This window comes from Butyrivibrio sp. XPD2006 (assembly GCF_000420865.1).
GTDB lineage: Bacteria > Bacillota > Clostridia > Lachnospirales > Lachnospiraceae > Butyrivibrio.
On the sequence record NZ_ATVT01000001.1, the window covers coordinates 60,815 to 79,038 of the forward strand.

General features: G+C 42.8%; 13 protein-coding genes. 11 read left to right on the forward strand and 2 right to left on the reverse strand.

Annotated features, from left to right (window positions below; translation table 11 throughout):
* Positions 1–117: 117 nt before the first annotated feature.
* The gene (gene hflK, locus G590_RS17875) at positions 118–1,125 is read left to right on the forward strand and encodes an FtsH protease activity modulator HflK (protein ID WP_022763682.1); all 1,008 of its coding nucleotides are present in this window, start codon (positions 118–120) and stop codon (positions 1,123–1,125) included.
* A 30-nt stretch (positions 1,126–1,155) separates the two neighbouring features.
* Entirely contained in the window at positions 1,156–2,031 is an 876-nt protein-coding gene (gene hflC, locus G590_RS0100385; RefSeq protein WP_022763683.1) for a protease modulator HflC, read from the forward strand.
* Positions 2,032–2,063: 32 nt separating this feature from the next.
* On the opposite strand, the gene aroA is transcribed toward hflC, so the two are convergent.
* Together aroA and G590_RS0100395 are read right to left on the reverse strand one after the other, a co-directional pair.
* Positions 2,064–3,392, reverse strand: coding sequence for a 3-phosphoshikimate 1-carboxyvinyltransferase (gene aroA, locus G590_RS0100390; RefSeq protein ID WP_022763684.1), 1,329 nt, complete (start codon positions 3,390–3,392; stop codon positions 2,064–2,066).
* Positions 3,393–3,420: 28 nt separating this feature from the next.
* Positions 3,421–4,518 (reverse strand): prephenate dehydrogenase/arogenate dehydrogenase family protein, encoded by a 1,098-nt coding sequence (locus G590_RS0100395; RefSeq protein ID WP_022763685.1) that lies wholly within the window; start codon positions 4,516–4,518, stop codon positions 3,421–3,423.
* A 208-nt stretch (positions 4,519–4,726) separates the two neighbouring features.
* On the opposite strand from G590_RS0100395, the gene G590_RS0100400 reads away from it, so the two are divergent.
* The 9 genes from G590_RS0100400 (at position 4,727) to G590_RS0100440 (ending at position 18,137) form a co-directional block, all read left to right on the forward strand.
* Entirely contained in the window at positions 4,727–6,817 is a 2,091-nt protein-coding gene (locus tag G590_RS0100400) for an elongation factor G (RefSeq protein ID WP_022763686.1), read from the forward strand.
* Positions 6,818–6,945: 128 nt separating this feature from the next.
* Entirely contained in the window at positions 6,946–8,880 is a 1,935-nt protein-coding gene (locus G590_RS20225; RefSeq protein WP_196802454.1) for an EAL domain-containing protein, read from the forward strand.
* Between the two features lie 131 nt (positions 8,881–9,011).
* On the forward strand, positions 9,012–10,445 hold the full coding sequence (locus G590_RS0100410) for a 2-isopropylmalate synthase (RefSeq protein ID WP_022763688.1): 1,434 nt from the start codon (positions 9,012–9,014) through the stop codon (positions 10,443–10,445).
* Positions 10,446–10,457: 12 nt separating this feature from the next.
* Complete coding sequence (locus G590_RS0100415) at positions 10,458–11,141, forward strand: GntR family transcriptional regulator (protein WP_022763689.1); 684 nt, start codon at positions 10,458–10,460, stop codon at positions 11,139–11,141.
* A 33-nt stretch (positions 11,142–11,174) separates the two neighbouring features.
* Positions 11,175–12,389: an NADP-dependent isocitrate dehydrogenase gene (locus G590_RS0100420; RefSeq protein WP_022763690.1), complete on the forward strand. Its 1,215-nt coding sequence runs from the start codon at positions 11,175–11,177 to the stop codon at positions 12,387–12,389.
* A 49-nt stretch (positions 12,390–12,438) separates the two neighbouring features.
* On the forward strand, positions 12,439–14,418 hold the full coding sequence (locus tag G590_RS0100425) for an ABC-F family ATP-binding cassette domain-containing protein (RefSeq protein ID WP_022763691.1): 1,980 nt from the start codon (positions 12,439–12,441) through the stop codon (positions 14,416–14,418).
* 76 nt (positions 14,419–14,494) lie between these two features.
* Positions 14,495–15,127 (forward strand): CPBP family glutamic-type intramembrane protease, encoded by a 633-nt coding sequence (locus G590_RS0100430; RefSeq protein ID WP_022763692.1) that lies wholly within the window; start codon positions 14,495–14,497, stop codon positions 15,125–15,127.
* 71 nt (positions 15,128–15,198) lie between these two features.
* Positions 15,199–16,545 (forward strand): NCS2 family permease, encoded by a 1,347-nt coding sequence (locus tag G590_RS0100435; RefSeq protein WP_026493813.1) that lies wholly within the window; start codon positions 15,199–15,201, stop codon positions 16,543–16,545.
* A gap of 116 nt (positions 16,546–16,661) precedes the next feature.
* Positions 16,662–18,137, forward strand: a complete 1,476-nt coding sequence (locus tag G590_RS0100440) for a helix-turn-helix domain-containing protein (RefSeq protein WP_022763694.1) — start codon at positions 16,662–16,664, stop codon at positions 18,135–18,137.
* Positions 18,138–18,224: the final 87 nt, after the last annotated feature.

The window sequence follows — 18,224 nt, forward strand, 5'->3', positions numbered from 1 at the left end:
CAAAACAGCAAGATAGCTGCCGCTAATTCGCAGACCCTGTTATATAAGAAACTTTGCACCGGAGTTACCATTATGATATATTCAGATGGATGTTTTTAACATAGAGGAGGAAGTGTTATGAATGTAAGACCAAAGAGAGAATTTGATGCATCCAAACTTGGGAAGAACATATTACTGGTTATACTGATAATATTTATTCTTTCAGTAGTTATGGGTTCTTTCTACAATGTAAGTGAGCAGGAGCAGGCCGTAGTCACACAGTTCGGCAAGGTTGTACAGACCAACTCCGCAGGACTCTACTTCAAGATTCCGTTTATCCAGAAGGTACATAAGGTTGATATGACAACCCATGGAATCGGAATCGGATATGCTGTCGATGGAAACGGGCAGAATATCACGATCGATGATGAGGGAATTATGATCACCTCAGACTTCAACTTCGTTGATATTGATTTCTACCTTGAGTACAAGGTAAGCGATCCGGTGGCATATATCTACAACACAAACAGTCCTGAGAGCATTATGAAGAATATCGCTCTTGCAAGTATCCGTTCAACAGTAATCGATTATCCTGTAGATGAAGTCATTACAACAGCTAAGGGACAGATTCAGGCAGAAGCCAAGGAGAGACTTTCAAAAGCGCTCCAGGAAGAGAATGTAGGACTTACTGTAGTAAACCTTACAGTACAGGACGCAGAGCCCCCGACAGATGAGATCAAACAGGCTTTCAAAGCTGTTGAGACTGCTAAGCAGGGAAAAGAGACAGCAGTTAACAATGCCAAGAAGTACCAGAGCGAGCAGGTTCCGGCAGCTGAGGCTGAGGCAGACAGGATCGTCCAGAATGCTGAAGCACAAAAGGCAGCCAGAATTGCAGAAGCAGAAGGTGAGGCAGCCAAGTTTAACAGTATTTTTGAAGAATACAGCAAATACCCTCTGATCACCAAGCAGAGAATGTTCTATGAGGCAATGGAAAACGTTCTTCCTGATGCCAAGGTTATCATCACAGACGGAAACACACAGCAGATGCTTCCTCTGGAGAGCTTTACCACAGGCGTTACAGGATCTGCGGGAACCACAGTGACATCAGGAACTTCAGAGAGTTCTGAGAGCACAGGCGGTAACTGATAGAACACGTGAAAGTTGAGGGAAAAGACTATGAAGAAAAAAATAACAGGAACAATAATTACAATATTAGTAATTGCTGCTCTTATCATTCTTGGTAACTCTTTATATACAGTTCACCAGAAGGAATATGTAGCAGTAAGGCAGTTCGGTAAGATCGTCAAAGTTGAATCCGATCCCGGACTTAAGATGATAACACCTTTTGTACAGACAACCCAGCGCATCAGTGCAGCAACCAAGATTTACGATATTCCTGCATCCGATGTAATTACTAAGGACAAAAAGTCCATGATCACAGATACATATGTACTTTGGAAGGTTGTTGATCCCATCAAGTATATTCAGTCACTTAATGCACTTGATGCAAGAGCCCAGGAGAGAATTGAGGCAGCAGTTTACAACGCTACCAAGACAGCAATCTCATCTATGACACAGGACGAAGTTATCGAGTCAAGAGGAGAGGTCCTTACAAAACTCATAACAAATGATGCCAATTCAGATATGTCAGGATACGGAATCGAGATCGTAAAGGCAGAGATCAAGGCACTTGACCTTCCCGATGACAACAGGGCAGCAGTATACGAGAGAATGATCTCGGAGCGTAACAACATCGCAGCTTCTTATCAGGCTGAAGGTGCAGCTGAGGCTCAGAAGATCAAGAACGAGACAGACAAGAAGGTTGCAATCTTAAAGGCTGATGCTGAGAAGTCAGCTGCCAAGCTCTCCGGTGAAGGAGAAGCAGAGTACATGAGAACTCTTTCAGAGGCGTACAACACTCCTGAGAAGTCAGAGTTCTACAACTATGTAAGATCACTTGATGCATTTAAGGAGTCACTCGGAAAGGGTGAGAAGACAATCATTCTCGATAGAAACTCTGAACTTGCAAGAATGTTCTATATGAATCACTGATAATTGACAATAAAAAAGCAGGGGCTGTTGTTTTACAACAGTCCCTGTAAGTCTTTAAAGAAGGTCGGATAAGAAATGCCGACGCATTCATCATCCAAAATTCTGGTGGTGCCTTCAGCTGCAAGAGCTGCAACTGCAAAACTCATGGCAATCCTGTGATCGCTGTAGCAGTTTATATCGGCTCCTTTAAGGGGCTTGCCACCATGGATTATCATTCCGTCATCTGTGGCTTCGAGGTCACATCCCATACTCTTAAGTCCCCTTACCACAGCAGCTATCCTGTTTGACTCTTTAACTTTCAGTTCGGCAGCATCTTTTATAATGGTATCGAAGTTACTGGTAGCAGCAAGAACTGCAACTACTGGAAGTTCATCTATCATAGTCGGTATTTCTTTTCCGCTGATGATGAACTGATTATTCTCATTGCCGTGAAGCTCAGAGTACTTGACCAGAATATCGGCCTTGGGTTCTGAGGACTCATCAACATTAAGAAGAGTTATATCTGCGCCCATCTGGTTAAGAACGTTTAAAATGCCAGCTCTTGTTTTATTGATTCCTACATTTCTGATAAGAACTTCTGAGCCCGGAACCATTAGAGCAGCTACAATAAAGTATGCAGCGGAAGAGATGTCTCCCGGTACGTTTACTTTACGCCCTATAAGAGGCGTTCCGGGATGAAGAATTGCTACAGCACTGCCGTCTCGTGCAAGCTCATTGTGTATATCAGCGCCAAAAGAGGCCAGCATAATCTCGGTATGGTTTCTTGAAAGAGCGGGCTCGTAAACCACGCTGTCGCCCTCAGCGTAAAGTCCTGCAAGCATGATGCAGGATTTAACCTGAGCCGAAGCAACCGGGCTGTGATAGTTTATGCCGCGAAGCTTCCTTCCTCCGGTAAAGCGAAGAGGAGCACAGCCGTTTCCCATAACTGAAACGACATCAGCGCCCATGCTTGTCAGAGGCTTCATTATTCTGCCCATAGGTCTTTTCTCTATGGACATATCTCCGGTGATAACACTGTCAAAGGGCTGTGCTGCCAGAATTCCGGACATTAGTCTTGTTGTTGTTCCGCTGTTTCCTGTATAGAGTGTGGAATCAGGCGCCTTAAAGCCATGAAGGCCCTTGCCGTGTACGGTTATTGTGGGAACCCCATGGGTGGGTCTTACTGTATGCTCAATTTCCACACCGAGCTTTTTGAAACAATCGATTGTAGAGAGGCAGTCAGCGCTTTCAAGAAAGCCGGTAACCTCAGTAGTACCCTTGGCCAGAGCGCCGAACATGATGCTCCTGTGGGATATGGATTTGTCCCCGGGAACAAAAATATCACCCTTTAGGGGTTTTGCTGCTTTATCAAGTGCTATCATAGTCTGTTTTCTCCGTGCGTAGACGCGTTTACTTGGTGTAAATGGTGTAGTTGTTGTCGGTAAGTATTTCCTGGGCTTTACTAAGGCCCGCTTCATCGTGGAACTCTATGCGAAGAGTACCGCGTTCATATTCTCTGTTGTGTACGATACCGATGTTCTTGATGTTGATGTTGTTATCGGACAAAAGAGTAGCAACCCGGGCAAGATTACCGGGTTTGTCGTCGATTTCCACCTTGATACGATATACCTTCTTGATAGGGCCTGAAGAGAGATCGCTGAAGGACTCTCTGTATTCCCTCGCCGAAGTAAAGAAATCAAGGATCTTGTCCTCGTCCTTCTCGTCTATAGCCAGTTTGATATCGCAAAGAGCATCAATATAACTTGAAAGGAGAGCTGAGATATTCTCCTTGTTGGTGGTGCAGATCTGATTCCACATGATGGGCGAGGAAGAAGATATTCTGGTTATATCCTTAAATCCTCCGGCAGCTATTGTCTTGAGAAGATGATCTTCTGTGTCATTGTCCTTGACAAGATTTACAAGAGAAGCTGAGATTACATGCGGAACGTGACTTATGGCCGCTGTTGCGTAGTCGTGCTGAAGATATGGAACAACAAGCGGAATGGCACCGATTGCCTTTACAAGTTCTACATAGTCTTCAAGTCTCTTGTCATCGGTTTTATCTGTTTTGGTAAGAATATAGTATGCGTTTTCCAGGAGTTTGGCCTTGGAATTGCCATAGCCTATCCTCTCGGTACCGGCCATGGGATGTCCGCCGATAAACTGATCTTCCAGCGAAAGCTCTTTTACCTTCTCATGAATACTGGTCTTGACGCTGCCAATATCAGTAATGGTGGTCTTAGGGTCAATATATGGCAAAAGAGATTCAAGATTCCAGTTATTAACTTCAACAGGTGCACACAGAAAGATGTAATCACAAGAGCGGAAGTCCTCCCCGATGGCGTCGAGTGGCAGATCTACGATGCCGTCCTCGTAAGCTGCATCCACAGTGGCTCTGTGGGGAGTATATGCGATGATCCTGGATTCAGGGGAAACAGCCTTGATGGCACGGGCAATGGATCCTCCGATAAGGCCGAGTCCTATAAATCCATAGGTCTTAAAGTCCATGAAAAAAAGTCCTCCTATTTATATGGAAAGTTCGCTTCTCACTATATCACTTTAAAGCGAGAAAATCAACTCAATTATATTTGTGCAAAACCACCTATTATACTTGTTTTGACAACACTTTTTTAGTAAAATGGTTATATGATTTTCTTGGGGACCTGTATCATATCTCATACATTTTACCCAAAATATCCAGACTGGAGGATTAGATATGAACGTTTACACTACTGACAAGATTCGTAACGTGGTGCTGTTGGGGCATGGCGGTGCAGGTAAGACCACACTTGCAGAAGCAATGGCTTATCTTGCAGGAATCACTTCCCGTATGGGAAAGGTTGAGGACGGAAACACCTTAAGCGACTTTGATAAGGAAGAGCAGAAGAGACATTTTTCTATCAGCACAACAACCATTCCTCTGGAGTGGGACGGACACAAGATCAATTTGCTGGATACTCCCGGATTCTTTGATTTTGTAGGTGAAGTTGAAGAGGCAATCAGCGTTGCGGACGCAGCTATCATCGTTGTTTCAGGTAAGGCCGGAATCGAAGTTGGAACAGAGAGAGCATGGGACCTTTGCGAGAAGTATAAGATTCCGCGTATGTTCTTTGTAGCAGATATGGATATCGACGATGTTTCTTACAGACAGGTTGTTCAGGACCTCACTGATAAGTACGGCAAGAAGATGGCTCCGTTCAATCTTCCTATCCGTGAGAACGAGAAATTTGTCGGATATGTTAACGTAATACAGGAAAAGGGCTTCAGATGGGAAGGCAAAGAAGTTGTTGAGTGCCCGGTTCCCGAGTACAACGAAGCTAACCTCAAGCTCTTCAGAGATACTCTTATTGAGACAGTAGCAGAAACCTCTGAGGAATTCATGGACAGATACTTCAACGGTGATACATTCTCAGAGGCTGAGATCAGAGCCGCTGCAAGAAGTAACGTTTGTGACGGATCTATTGTTCCTATCGAGATGGGATCCTCCACACTCTGCCAGGGTATTTATACAGTCCTTGATGATATTGTTAAGTACATGCCAAGTCCTGAGAACCGTAAGATGGCCGGCATTAATACAAATACTAATGAGATCTTCGAAGCTGATTTCGACTTCAGTAAGCCTAAGACAGCCTTCGTATTCAAGACCATGATCGATCCTTTCATCGGTAAGTACTCACTTATCAAGGTTCGTTCAGGTGTCCTTAAGCCTGATGATCAGATGTTCATCGCAAGTAAGGACGTAGATGTTAAGCTCGGTAAGCTCTATGTACTCCAGGGCAACAAGGCAACTGAAGTTTCAGAGCTTCACGCAGGTGACCTCGGAGCTCTCCAGAAGCTTGATATTGCAACGGGTGATACTCTTTCTACCAAGGCTAATCCTGTTCAGTACGCTAAGATGGATATTTCACAGCCTTACACATACATGAGATACCACGCTCAGAATAAGGCTGATATCGACAAGATCGCACAGTCACTGGCTAAGCTCTCAGCTGAGGATCAGACACTTAAGGTTGTAAACGATGCTGAGAATCGTCAGACACTCCTTTATGGAATGGGCGATATGCACCTTGAGGTTGTTCAGTCCAAGCTGGCTAACGTATACAAGGTTAATATCGATCTTACCAAGCCTAAGGTTGCTTTCAGAGAGACTATCCGCAAGAATTCTGACGTTGAGTACAAGTACAAGAAGCAGACCGGTGGTCACGGACAGTACGGACACGTTAAGATGCGCTTCGAGCCATCAGGCGATCCGCTTACACCTTATGTATTCGAGCAGGAAGTTGTTGGTGGAGCAGTTCCCAAGAACTACTTCCCGGCAGTAGAAAAGGGTCTTGCAGAGTCTGTTCAGAGAGGCCCTTTGGCAGCTTATCCTGTAGTGGGCGTTAAGGCTGTTCTTTACGACGGATCATATCACCCTGTAGACTCATCCGAAATGGCATTCAAGGTTGCAGCATCAGGTGCCTTCAAGAAGGGCTTCATGGAAGCATCACCTGTTCTCCTTGAGCCTATTGTTTCACTCAAGGTTACAGTACCTGACAGCTTCACCGGCGATGTTATGGGTGATCTCAACAAGAGAAGAGGAAGGGTTCTCGGAATGAATCCTTCACTTACAGGCAAGCAGGTTATCGAGGCTGAGGTTCCCATGATGGAACTTTACGGATACTGCACACAGCTCCGTTCAATGACCGGTGGCGCAGGCGATTTCGAGTATGAATTTGCAAGATATGAGCAGGCTCCTTCAGATGTTCAGGCCAAGGAAGTTGCCGACAGAGCAGATAAGGTTGCAGCCGCAAACTCAGAAGAATAAAGAATTCAAAATTTCACAGTAACAACAAGACTCCTTCGGATTCCGGAGGAGTCTTTTCTTAATTTAATAATAGTTTTATGAAAAAATATACGGTTTTGTGATAATATTATTACATGCAAATGAGTTCAATGATTATTTACAACTCCATAGGCGAATACGCAAGCCTGCTGATAGCAGGTTTACTTTTGTTTGTCATGCTGTATACAAAGCCTAAGAAGTCTTATGTTTACAGATACATCTTCCTGGGCAATATATGGGCAATCTTTGCAATAATTATTCAGATAATAATCCTTCACATGGCAAGTGATCCGGGCGAGTCATTTAATAAAACGTTGTTTATGACATTGCTTATATTGTTCACATTGGCATACAATGGAGTTCTGTATTATATTTTTTCTTACGTGAACATGATGTCTATTCAAAGACGCAGGCAGCGCAGAGAATTTTTACTGATGTACACAGCACTTTCTGCTTGCTATATTATCGCACTTGTTGTGGATATAGCTGTCAGCGGACTCTATGAAATGACCCTCAATGGCATTGATATAGCACATTTTACAAGATTTTACTGTATTGCGGGAATTTTGACATGTATCATCTGCTTCTATGCTTCGGTAACTAACAGATCCAATATCTCAAGGGTCATCTGGCACACAGTATGCATCATTGTTCCTGCTGAAATAATAATCTTATGCGCTCAGATTTACTGTATAAGCACCAATCATACAGTTTTTAGTGGACTGACCTATGTTCCGGTATTTACTCTGGCGTTTTTACTTTTCCACAATATTCCCTATGATGAGCAGAGTGGGTGTCAGAGTATAAATGCTTTGGACGAATTTTTGAAAAAGAATGCCGGACGGAAGAAATTCTATCTTATGTATGCAGAATTCAGGATGCCTACAGCTGATAATTTCATTAATGAAAATGACGATGAGATTATGTATATAGGATTGAGTGCGTGCAGAGCAATAGAAAACATCAGTCCTATGATTACAATGTACAGACTTGAGAATGAGAAATTTGTAAACGTTATCAATTGCAGCGATGAAAATCAGGCCAGAAAATATGCTGATCAGATCCGTGGCGTCTATGACGGCGTAAAAGCAGAACTTAAGGTTCCGTTCAATTACCTCATTATTGTGGAGGAGGTCATTTCTGAACTTGACAGGCCGTTAAAAGTAAGAGAATTCAACGAATACATTTCCAAGAGATTCAAGGATCAGAACAGCAGTTATTATTATGTGGCAAAACCTGAAGATATGGACAGCTTTGCCAATGTTTACGATATTACAGTTGCTCTAAAGGATATCAGAAACAGACTCAATCTGGACGATGAGAGAGTACAGGTATACGCACAGCCGATTTACAGCGTTGAGGAAGGAGCTTTCAAGGTTGCGGAAGCACTCATGAGACTTAAGGTCGGAGATAAAATGTATACTCCCGATATGTTCATTCCGATTGCGGAGAGTGGAGGATGTGTACATGCCCTGACCTGTATCATACTGAACAAGGTGTGCCGGGCTGTTGAGAGCCTTGAAGAATACTATGATTTTGATGCGATTTCAATCAATGTTTCGTCAAAAGAGCTTTCTCACAAGACCATGTATCAGGATTATCTCGACATCATTGAGAGATATGATTTTGATGTATCAAAGATCAGGATGGAAATCACGGAAACGGCTATGTTTGAGAATTATGAACAGGCCAGCACCAACATGAAGATACTTAATCAGGCAGGAATACAGCTGTACCTGGACGACTTTGGTACAGGTTATTCATCGCTTGAGAGGATAATGAACTGTCCTGTCAAGACCATTAAATTTGATAAATCTATTCTATATAAGTCATTGGATGACGACAGAATGGATGATATCCTGTCCTACATGATAGAAGTTCTCAAGAAGAACGGCTTCATTACTCTGGTAGAAGGTGTAGAGGATGAATCCCAGAATCAGTATTCCGTTAACAGGGGATTTGATTACATTCAGGGCTATCATTACGCAAAACCCGAGCCTATTGAGGAGCTCAAAAAGTACTTCAGCAGAAAGAACTCATTTTGATCTAATACGTGATTCAGAGCGGTTTCCGTAAAGGGAGCCGCTTTTTCTTTTGCCATTATCGAAATCTTGACATGGATGGTATGATTGTATACAATTATACGCAAAGTACATTTTATGAAAGAGGTTTTGTTATGAGCGATCAGAATACTTTCCAAAATCGACCGGTAACTATGAACGACAAGAATAATCTGCTTCAGATCGAGGAGCACATGTATATTCTTGACGATGTAGCAAAGCCAAACGTCTTCAGAAATATGTTTCCTTATGAGGAAGTCCCTAAGATTCCTTTCAACGACAGAATTGTTCCACATAATATGCCCAAGGATATATGGATCACTGATACTACTTTCCGTGACGGACAGCAGTCAAGGGCACCTTATACTACTGAGCAGATTGTAAGAATATACGACTATTTTCATGAACTGGGCGGCCCTAACGGAATGATAAGGCAGAGCGAGTTCTTTTTATATAGTAAGAGCGACAGAGATGCGGCTGTTAAGTGTATGGAGAGGGGCTATGAGTTCCCTGAGGTAACAAGCTGGATCCGTGCAAGCCAGGAGGACTTCAAGCTGGTAAAAGAGATCGGCATGAAGGAGACCGGAATTCTGGTAAGCTGCTCTGACTATCATATTTTCCTTAAGCTTAAAATGACAAGAAGACAGGCGCTTGAGCATTACCTCAGCATTGTAAAGAGCTGTCTTGAAGAGGGTATCAGCCCGAGATGTCATCTGGAGGATATTACCAGAGCAGATATTTACGGCTTTGTTGTGCCATTCTGCATTGAGCTTATGAAACTCAAGGATGAGTACAAGATACCGATCAAGGTCAGAGCTTGCGATACTATGGGCTATGGCGTAAACTATGCAGGTGCTGTTATCCCGCGAAGTGTTCAGGGAATCATATATGCTATAAATACCAATGCCAGTGTTCCGAGTGAACTCATTGAGTGGCACGGTCACAACGACTTTTATAAGGCAGTTACCAATTCCACAACAGCCTGGCTCTATGGCTGCTGTTCAGTCAATACTTCACTGTTTGGTATCGGTGAGAGAACAGGTAATACGCCTCTTGAAGCTATGGTATTTGAGTATGCACAGCTCAAAGGCCACTTAAATGGCATGAATACTCAGGTTATCACTGATCTCGCTGAGTACTATGAGAAGGAAATCGGATTTACCGTTCCTGCCAACACTCCTTTTGTCGGCAAGAACTTTAATGTAACAAGAGCGGGTATTCATGCTGACGGACTTCTTAAGAATGAGGAGATCTACAACATCTTCGATACAGAGAAGTTCCTCAGAAGACCTCCTGTAAGTGCTGTTTCCAACACATCAGGTCTTGCCGGAATCGCTCACTGGATCAACGTTCATTATAAGCTCAGAGACGAGCATGCCCTCAACAAGCAGACACCTCTCGTATTGAAGGTCAAGGAGTGGGTTGACAACGAGTATGCAAATGGACGAGTAACTGTAATGACAGACGGCGAGCTCGTTAAAAAGATAGAAGAAGTAGGAAACGAACTTGGAATTATTGTTAAGGAAGGAGAAGTGATCACTAAGGCGTGACCACGACAAGGTATGGACAATCATGATTTGAAGCAGGAAGTCACGGACAAGTATTCACTCAGAGGCCGTGTTTTCCACAGGATCAGGGAAGACATATTAAACGGTAAATACAAAGATCATGAGGAACTTAAAGAAGTTGCCATCGGTCAGGAACTTGGTGTATCAAGAACTCCTGTCAGAGAAGCTTTCAGACAGCTTGAACTGGAGGGACTTATCACCATAATTCCCAACAGAGGAGCTTATGTTACAGGTATCAAGGTAAAAGACATCCAGGATATCTATATGATCAGATCCAAGCTCGAGGGACTCTGCGCCAGATGGGCATGCGAGAACATCACCAAGGAGCAGCTTGAAGAGATGGAGGAGGTTATTTACCTGGCTGAATTCCATGCTGCAAGAGGCCATATGGAACAGATGGCTGAGCTGGATAACAGATTTCACACTATCCTCTATGAGGCATCAGGTTCCAAGATGCTTGAACACCTTCTCAAGGATTATCACCAGTACGTCTGGAGAGTAAGGCAAAAGACCCTTTCAAGCAGTCGTGGTGCTGTGTCCAATGTTGAGCACAAGTACATCATGGAAGCCATCAGGGAAAAGAATCCCGACAAGGCCGAGGAGCTTGCAAACCAGCATATGATCAACGCCTATGAGAACATGGTGGATCATGGCCTTCTGGATATGTTCGAAAACTAATACAATAATAATGATAAACAAGGAGATAAGACCATGAGCAAGATACAGATGACAACACCCATCGTCGAGATGGACGGAGATGAGATGACAAGAGTCCTTTGGCAGATGATCAAGGACAAACTTATACTTCCGCACATTGACTTAAAGAGTGAGTACTACGACCTTGGACTTAAGCACAGGGATGAGACTGATGATCAGGTTACTGTTGATTCAGCCAATGCAACCCTTAAGTATGGTGTTGCCGTTAAGTGTGCAACCATTACTCCCAACAACGAGAGAGTAAAAGAATATGACCTCAAGAAGATGTGGAAGAGCCCTAACGGAACCATCAGAGCAATCCTTGACGGAACAGTTTTCCGCACACCTATCATGGTAAAGGGAATCGAACCCAACGTAAGAACCTGGGAGAAGCCAATCACTCTTGCAAGACATGCTTACGGTGATGTTTATAAGAATGTCGAGATCAGAGTTCCCGGTCCCGGCAAGGCAGAGCTTGTATTTACAGGCGATGACGGAAAGGTTGTAAGAGAGACCATTGAAGAGTTCAAAGAGCCCGGAATCATTCAGGGTATCCACAATAAGGATGCTTCCATAAAGAGCTTTGCAAGAGCATGCTTCAAATACGCTCTGGCTGAGAAAAAGGAACTTTGGCTCGGAACAAAGGATACAATCAGCAAGACCTATGACAGAAGATTCAGAGAAATCTTCGATGAAGTATACGAGACAGAGTTCAAGAAGGATTTTGAAGCGGCAGGTATCACATATTTCTACACACTTATTGATGATGCCGTTGCACGTGTAATGAAATCAAAGGGTGGATTTATCTGGGCCTGCAAGAACTACGACGGAGATGTAATGAGCGACATGGTTTCATCAGCATTCGGTTCACTTGCTATGATGACTTCAGTTCTTGTATCACCTACAGGTGTATATGAGTATGAGGCTGCTCACGGTACTGTTCAGAGACACTACTACAAATACCTCAAGGGCGAACCTACATCCACAAACCCTGTTGCAACAATATTTGCATGGACAGGAGCTCTCAGAAAGAGAGGAGAGCTTGATGGAATAAAAGAGCTTCAGGACTGGGCCGACAAGATGGAGAAAGCAACACTTTCCGTTATTGAATCAGGTCGTATGACAGGAGACCTTGCTCTTATCACGTCACTTCCAAATCCTGAAAAGATGGGAAGCGAAGAATTTTTAGATGCAATAGCCGAAGAATATGATATGATACAAGGGGCATAAGCCTGAACGAAGCAATTCGTATTATATCAATGTTTTACATGGAGTTAAGATGATTCTTTCGGTACACGGATTATATAAAAGCTTTGATGGAAAGGACATCCTTAGGGATGCCTCTTTTCATGTGGAGAATAATGAGAAGGTTGCCATTGTCGGTATTAACGGAGCCGGCAAGACAACCCTTCTTAAGCTTATACTGGGTGAGCTTACACCCGATGACGGTGACGTTACTTTTTCAAAGGATGTGACTGTGGGTTACCTTGCCCAAAATCAGAATATTGACACAGAAAACACCATCTATGAGGAATTCAAAGAGGTAAAAAGAGCAGTATGGGAGCTTGAAGATGCCATAAGGGATGCTGAGGAGCAGATGAAGCATCTTCAGGGAGATGAGCTTAATTCTCTTTTGGACAGATATACCAAGATGAACGATGAGTTCCAGAGAATGTCCGGCTATGCCTGGAAGAGCGAAGTCACAGGTGTTGCCAAGGGCCTTGGATTTCTGGAGGAGGAGTTTGATAAAAAGATAAGTACTCTCTCCGGAGGCCAGAAGACGAGAGTTGCTCTGGGTAAGCTTCTTTTGCAGAATCCCGATCTTATAATCCTGGATGAGCCTACAAACCACCTGGATATGAATTCCATCAGATGGCTTGAAAACTATCTGCTTAATTACAAGGGAGCTGTTATGATCGTATCCCATGACAGGTATTTCCTTGATAAGATTGCCGATAAGGTTATAGAGGTGGAGAACTGCAGAGTATCTTCGTTTACCGGCAATTACTCGGATTATGCCATCAAGAAAGAGCAGAAAAGGGCAATTGAATGGAACGCTTACATCAAGCAGCAGGCTGAGATCAAGCATCAGGAAGAAGTTATTGCCAAACTCAAGTCTTTTAACAGGGAGAAATCCATAAAAAGAGCCGAGAGCAGAGAGAAGATGCTGGACAAGATCGAGGTCATTGACAAGCCTCAGGATATTAATGACAGCATGAAGATCACCTTAAAGCCAAACTGTGAGAGTGGCGGCGATGTTCTTACTGCTGAGGGCGTCTCTAAGTCTTTTGGCAATGAAAAGCTCTTTGATGGTCTTGATTTTGAGATCAAGAAGGGAGAGCATGTGGCGATAATCGGTGACAACGGAACCGGTAAGACCACACTTCTTAAAATAATAAATCAGGTAGAGCCTATGGACGCAGGAAAGATAACTTACGGTGTCAAGGTTCATGTTGGATACTATGATCAGGAGCATCATGTGCTTCACGATGAGAAGACTCTTTTTGAAGAGATTTCTGATGCATATCCAACCCTTAACAATACTCAGATCAGGAACACTCTGGCTGCATTTCTTTTCACGGGAGATGATGTGTTTAAGAGGATCGGTGACCTGTCAGGCGGTGAGAAGGGAAGAGTAAGTCTTGCCAAGCTCATGCTTTCGGATGCCAATTTTCTGATCCTGGATGAGCCTACAAACCATCTGGACATCACCAGCAAAGAAATCCTGGAATCTGCTATATCAGGCTACGAGGGTACAGTGCTCTACGTCAGTCACGACAGATATTTCATCAATAAGACCGCTACCAGGATCCTTGATCTTACAAAAGGACAGCTGGTGAACTATATCGGCAATTACGACTATTACTTAGAGCATGTTGATGAGCGAATGGAGAGACTTTTTGGTGAAAAGAGCCGTTCTCAGGCCGGATTTGCAGACAGCGCATATAAGTATGTGAGTTCAGATGAGTCTTCAGATGTACAGGCCCCTGAAGCAGATAATAAGCCGACTTCCGGATCAGAGGACTGGAAAGCCCAGAAGGAAGCGCAGGCTAAGAAGAGAAAAATGGAAGCTGCGCTTAAAAAGTGTGAAGAGGAAATTGAGAAACTGGAGCAGAGAGATGCTGAAATTACAGAACAGCTCTCGGACCCTGCAGTGGGAACAGACCTCGCCAAATTAAGAAAGCTGACCGATGAGCAGAATGAGATTCAGGAGAATCTTCAGAGACTCTATGATGAGTGGGAAGAACTCTCCATGTGAAGCTCAATTTCCGATTGACCTCATTTGTCGGCGAATATATAATAAATTTGATTTGGTTTAAACTAAGGAGACGGCTTTGAATCAGTTATATATTCCATTTTTATGGGAGCTGCTGTTAGTTATATCCACGATTTTTCTGCCCAGACAGACGCTGTATTTGTTCTTTGTATTCTACCTGGGTATTCTTTATTATTTTTATTATTTTTATAAGCAGTTTTCATTCAGAAAATTACATAAGAATTTTGGCAGAGTAGTTACTTTTTGGATTCCTGTAGCAATTACATTTTTCGGATTGTACATTGCTGACTACCTCAAAACAGAGGTTATACCGGAGCTGTTTCCAATGGCTAAGACCGGTATGGTCCAGATAATCTACCACAATGAGCTTTTGCCGACACTGATGTATGCCATTATGATGATCCTGCTCAAGCCTGTGGCTGAAGAGCTCTTTTTCAGGAAAGCGATCATCAAATTCGGAAGCAAAAAGAAGGTATTTGTCTTTACCCTAATCTCTTTGGTACTGTGTGCGCTCACCCGTGCTCATGGACTGTTGGGGGTTGTAGAGTGGATGATAATGGCATTACCTGTGACCATAGCTTATGTTGCAACCAGAAATATTTATATTTCATTGATGGCGCATGTATTATTTGAGTTCTATGACAACATATATTCAGTTGTTTACACTATTGCCAGGATATTTAGCAGATAACCTTGCAATTTATGTAAAAATAAGCCCCTAATAACTTATTTCACAAGAGGAGAAAAGAGGAGAAAAGTATGTTGGAGAAGTTATTCAAACTAAAGGAGCATGATACTACCGTCAAAAAGGAGATCATTGCCGGTGCTACCACGTTCCTGACTATGGCCTACATTCTGGCTGTTAACCCTAATATTCTGGGAACAGTTATGAATGCGAACGGTGTCTTTGTAGCAACAGCCCTTGCATCTGCAATTGCTACATTCATTATGGCATTTCTTGCCAATTATCCTATCGGTCTTTCCGCAGGACTCGGACTGAATGCATATTTTGCATACACAGTTTGTCTGGGAGAGCTTGCCGGTGAGGAAGATCCTTTCAGAATCGCTCTTACAGCGGTATTTGTAGAAGGTATCATCTTTATTTTGCTTTCTTTCTTCAAGTTCCGTGAGCAGATCATCAACAGTATTCCACAGAACCTTAAATATGGTATTTCAGCCGGAATCGGTCTGTTTATTGCTTTCATCGGAATGCAGAATGCACGAATCATTGTTGCTAACGATGCAACAGTAGTAGGTCTTGGAAGCTTCTCAGATCTTGATATGGTCCTTGCACTTATAGGCCTTATCGTTATCGCAGTTCTTGTTCACTATAATGTAACCGGTGGCGTTCTCATCGGTATCATCGCTATCTGGATTGTCGGAATGATTCTCCAGGCAGCCGGAATTTACACAACAGGCAATGTATTCCCTGACTTCTCAAACGGTCTTCAGCTCGGAGCAGTTAAGGATACAGCATTCAAGCTTAACTTTGGATGGGCAGCAAGTCACCTCATTCAGTTCCTGGCAATCACCTTCAGTTTCCTCTATGTTGACCTCTTTGATACTGTAGGAACAGTAGTAGGTGTTGCTGATAAGGCAGGACTGCTTGACAAGGATGGCAACCTTCCGAGAGTAGGTAAGGTATTCCTTGCAGACGCTGTTGGTACAACATGTGGTTCACTTCTTGGTACATCAACAATCACAAGCTTTGTTGAGTCAAGTGCCGGTGTAGCAGCAGGCGGAAGAACAGGTCTTACAGCTCTTACAACAGGTGTGCTTTTCCTTGTATCACTTGTACTTAGCCCTATCTTCCTTGCAATTCCTTCATTCGCAACAGCTCCTGCACTTATCTATGTAGGAATGCTTATGCTTATGAGCGCAGCTAAGATCAAATTTGACGGCGATATCGCTGATTCAGTAGGTGCTTACCTTGCAATCGTAATGATGCCTCTTGCATACTCAATCGCAACAGGAATCATGTTCGCAGTAATCGCATGGGTTCTTCTTAAGGTTTGCACAAGAAAGATTAAGGATGTCAGCCCTATCATGTGGTGCATCTTTGTACTGTTCATGCTCAGAATCGTAGCTTTGGTTACAAACTTCCAGTAATAATTTAAATAATAATGGATATACGAAGGCTCATTGTGAAAAATCACAGTGAGCCTTTTATAGTGGTATAATTAAATACAGGCGTATTCAAATTACTTATGAGGTCGAGAGCTTAGATGTTACAGAGAGTTAGAGGACTGAAGGGTAGTACAAAAGAGACAATAATAGCAGCTGTGTTTTCAATGTATCTCTTCATACATATGACTGTGGAAACACTGTGTACAAAAAACTCGACAGGAGTTTTAACATCGGGTGAACAGCTTGCAATGTACTATGTTGATCAGCTGTTTTTGGTGGCCGGATTCATACTCTTTGCTCTGGTGTGGAACAGATTAGGTGATGACAACATAAGAGCAGTTTTTATCAAAGCTATTTCAGCAATATTTTTCCTCCTTAGTTTTATCATAATAATTTATCAGAGCAGAATATCGTTTCTTATCCTGGCTCCTTTGGCAACGCTGTTTCTTGGCCTTTTTGGAGGAACTTTGAATTTCTTTATGGCTGTAGCACTGATAGATGCCAAAAACGTTGGCAGGATATTGGTAGCATCAGCTACAGCAGCATTTTTGCTCCAATTCCTCACTCAGATACTGACAGATAACAGATTGCTGCTGTTGTTCTTTATTATGGCCTTTGCAGTTGTGACTATAGCCATTGTCAATGAGGCATGGGAATGGCTTCTTATTGACTGCGTACCGACAGCTATCGGAAAAAGTGATCCGGGCAATAATAAGGCAAATAAGAACCTGATAACTGTATTAGTTATCTCAGTGATCTCTGTATTGCTTTTGACATATTATGACAGCAATCTGATAAGGCTCATGGTTGAATCAGGATTACAGGTTAGTGCTTTTTCATGGCCGAGGCTTTTTGCCATTCTTGGCTATATAATAATTGGAATTGTGGGTGATATCAGTAAAAGAAAATATGTGAATGTGACTATGGTCCTGCTGATCCTTTGGCTTTTGATATCACCGGTTATCTTCTCGGAAAATCCCGGAAGTAATGCCAATATGGCTCTGTTTTATACTGTAATTGGTGCATTGATGTGCTATATGTATCTGATGTTTTGGGGAATAGCTCCATACACCGGAAAAGGTATTACAATTGTTCCAAGTATAGGCAGGATAATTGACGGAGTAGCGGGCGTTATCTTTTCACTAATTCCCTGGGGCAATATGAACGTAACACTAATTATTGTATTGCATATTGTCTGTATTATTTTGATGCTCATAACGATGATTATAAATGGTGATTTCCTGATCACGAACAAAGACGAAGACACTTCCGAAAAAGAAAAAGATGTAGTAGCAGATATAAAAGTTCCTGCTGATATTGTCAGTGATGACGAAGTGTTTGCCAAAATGACTGAACTATACAGTCTTACTGACAGAGAAAGTGAAGTTTTGAAGAAACTTCTTTTTACGGAGGAATCGGGGCAGGATATCGCTGATTCGCTTTATATATCTAGACGTGTGTTTCAGAAACATGTTGCTTCCATATATGAGAAAACGGGTACAAAAAGCAGAGTCGGATTGTATCAAAAATATCATCTGATTGTTTTAGATTTGACGAAGTTTAGAAGTACTTAATATTCTTTATGGTCTTTTAAGAGTGCTTGGAATCCGCATGGATAATGTGGTTAAAAGGTAGGGTCACATTTGTGAGCTTACCTTTTT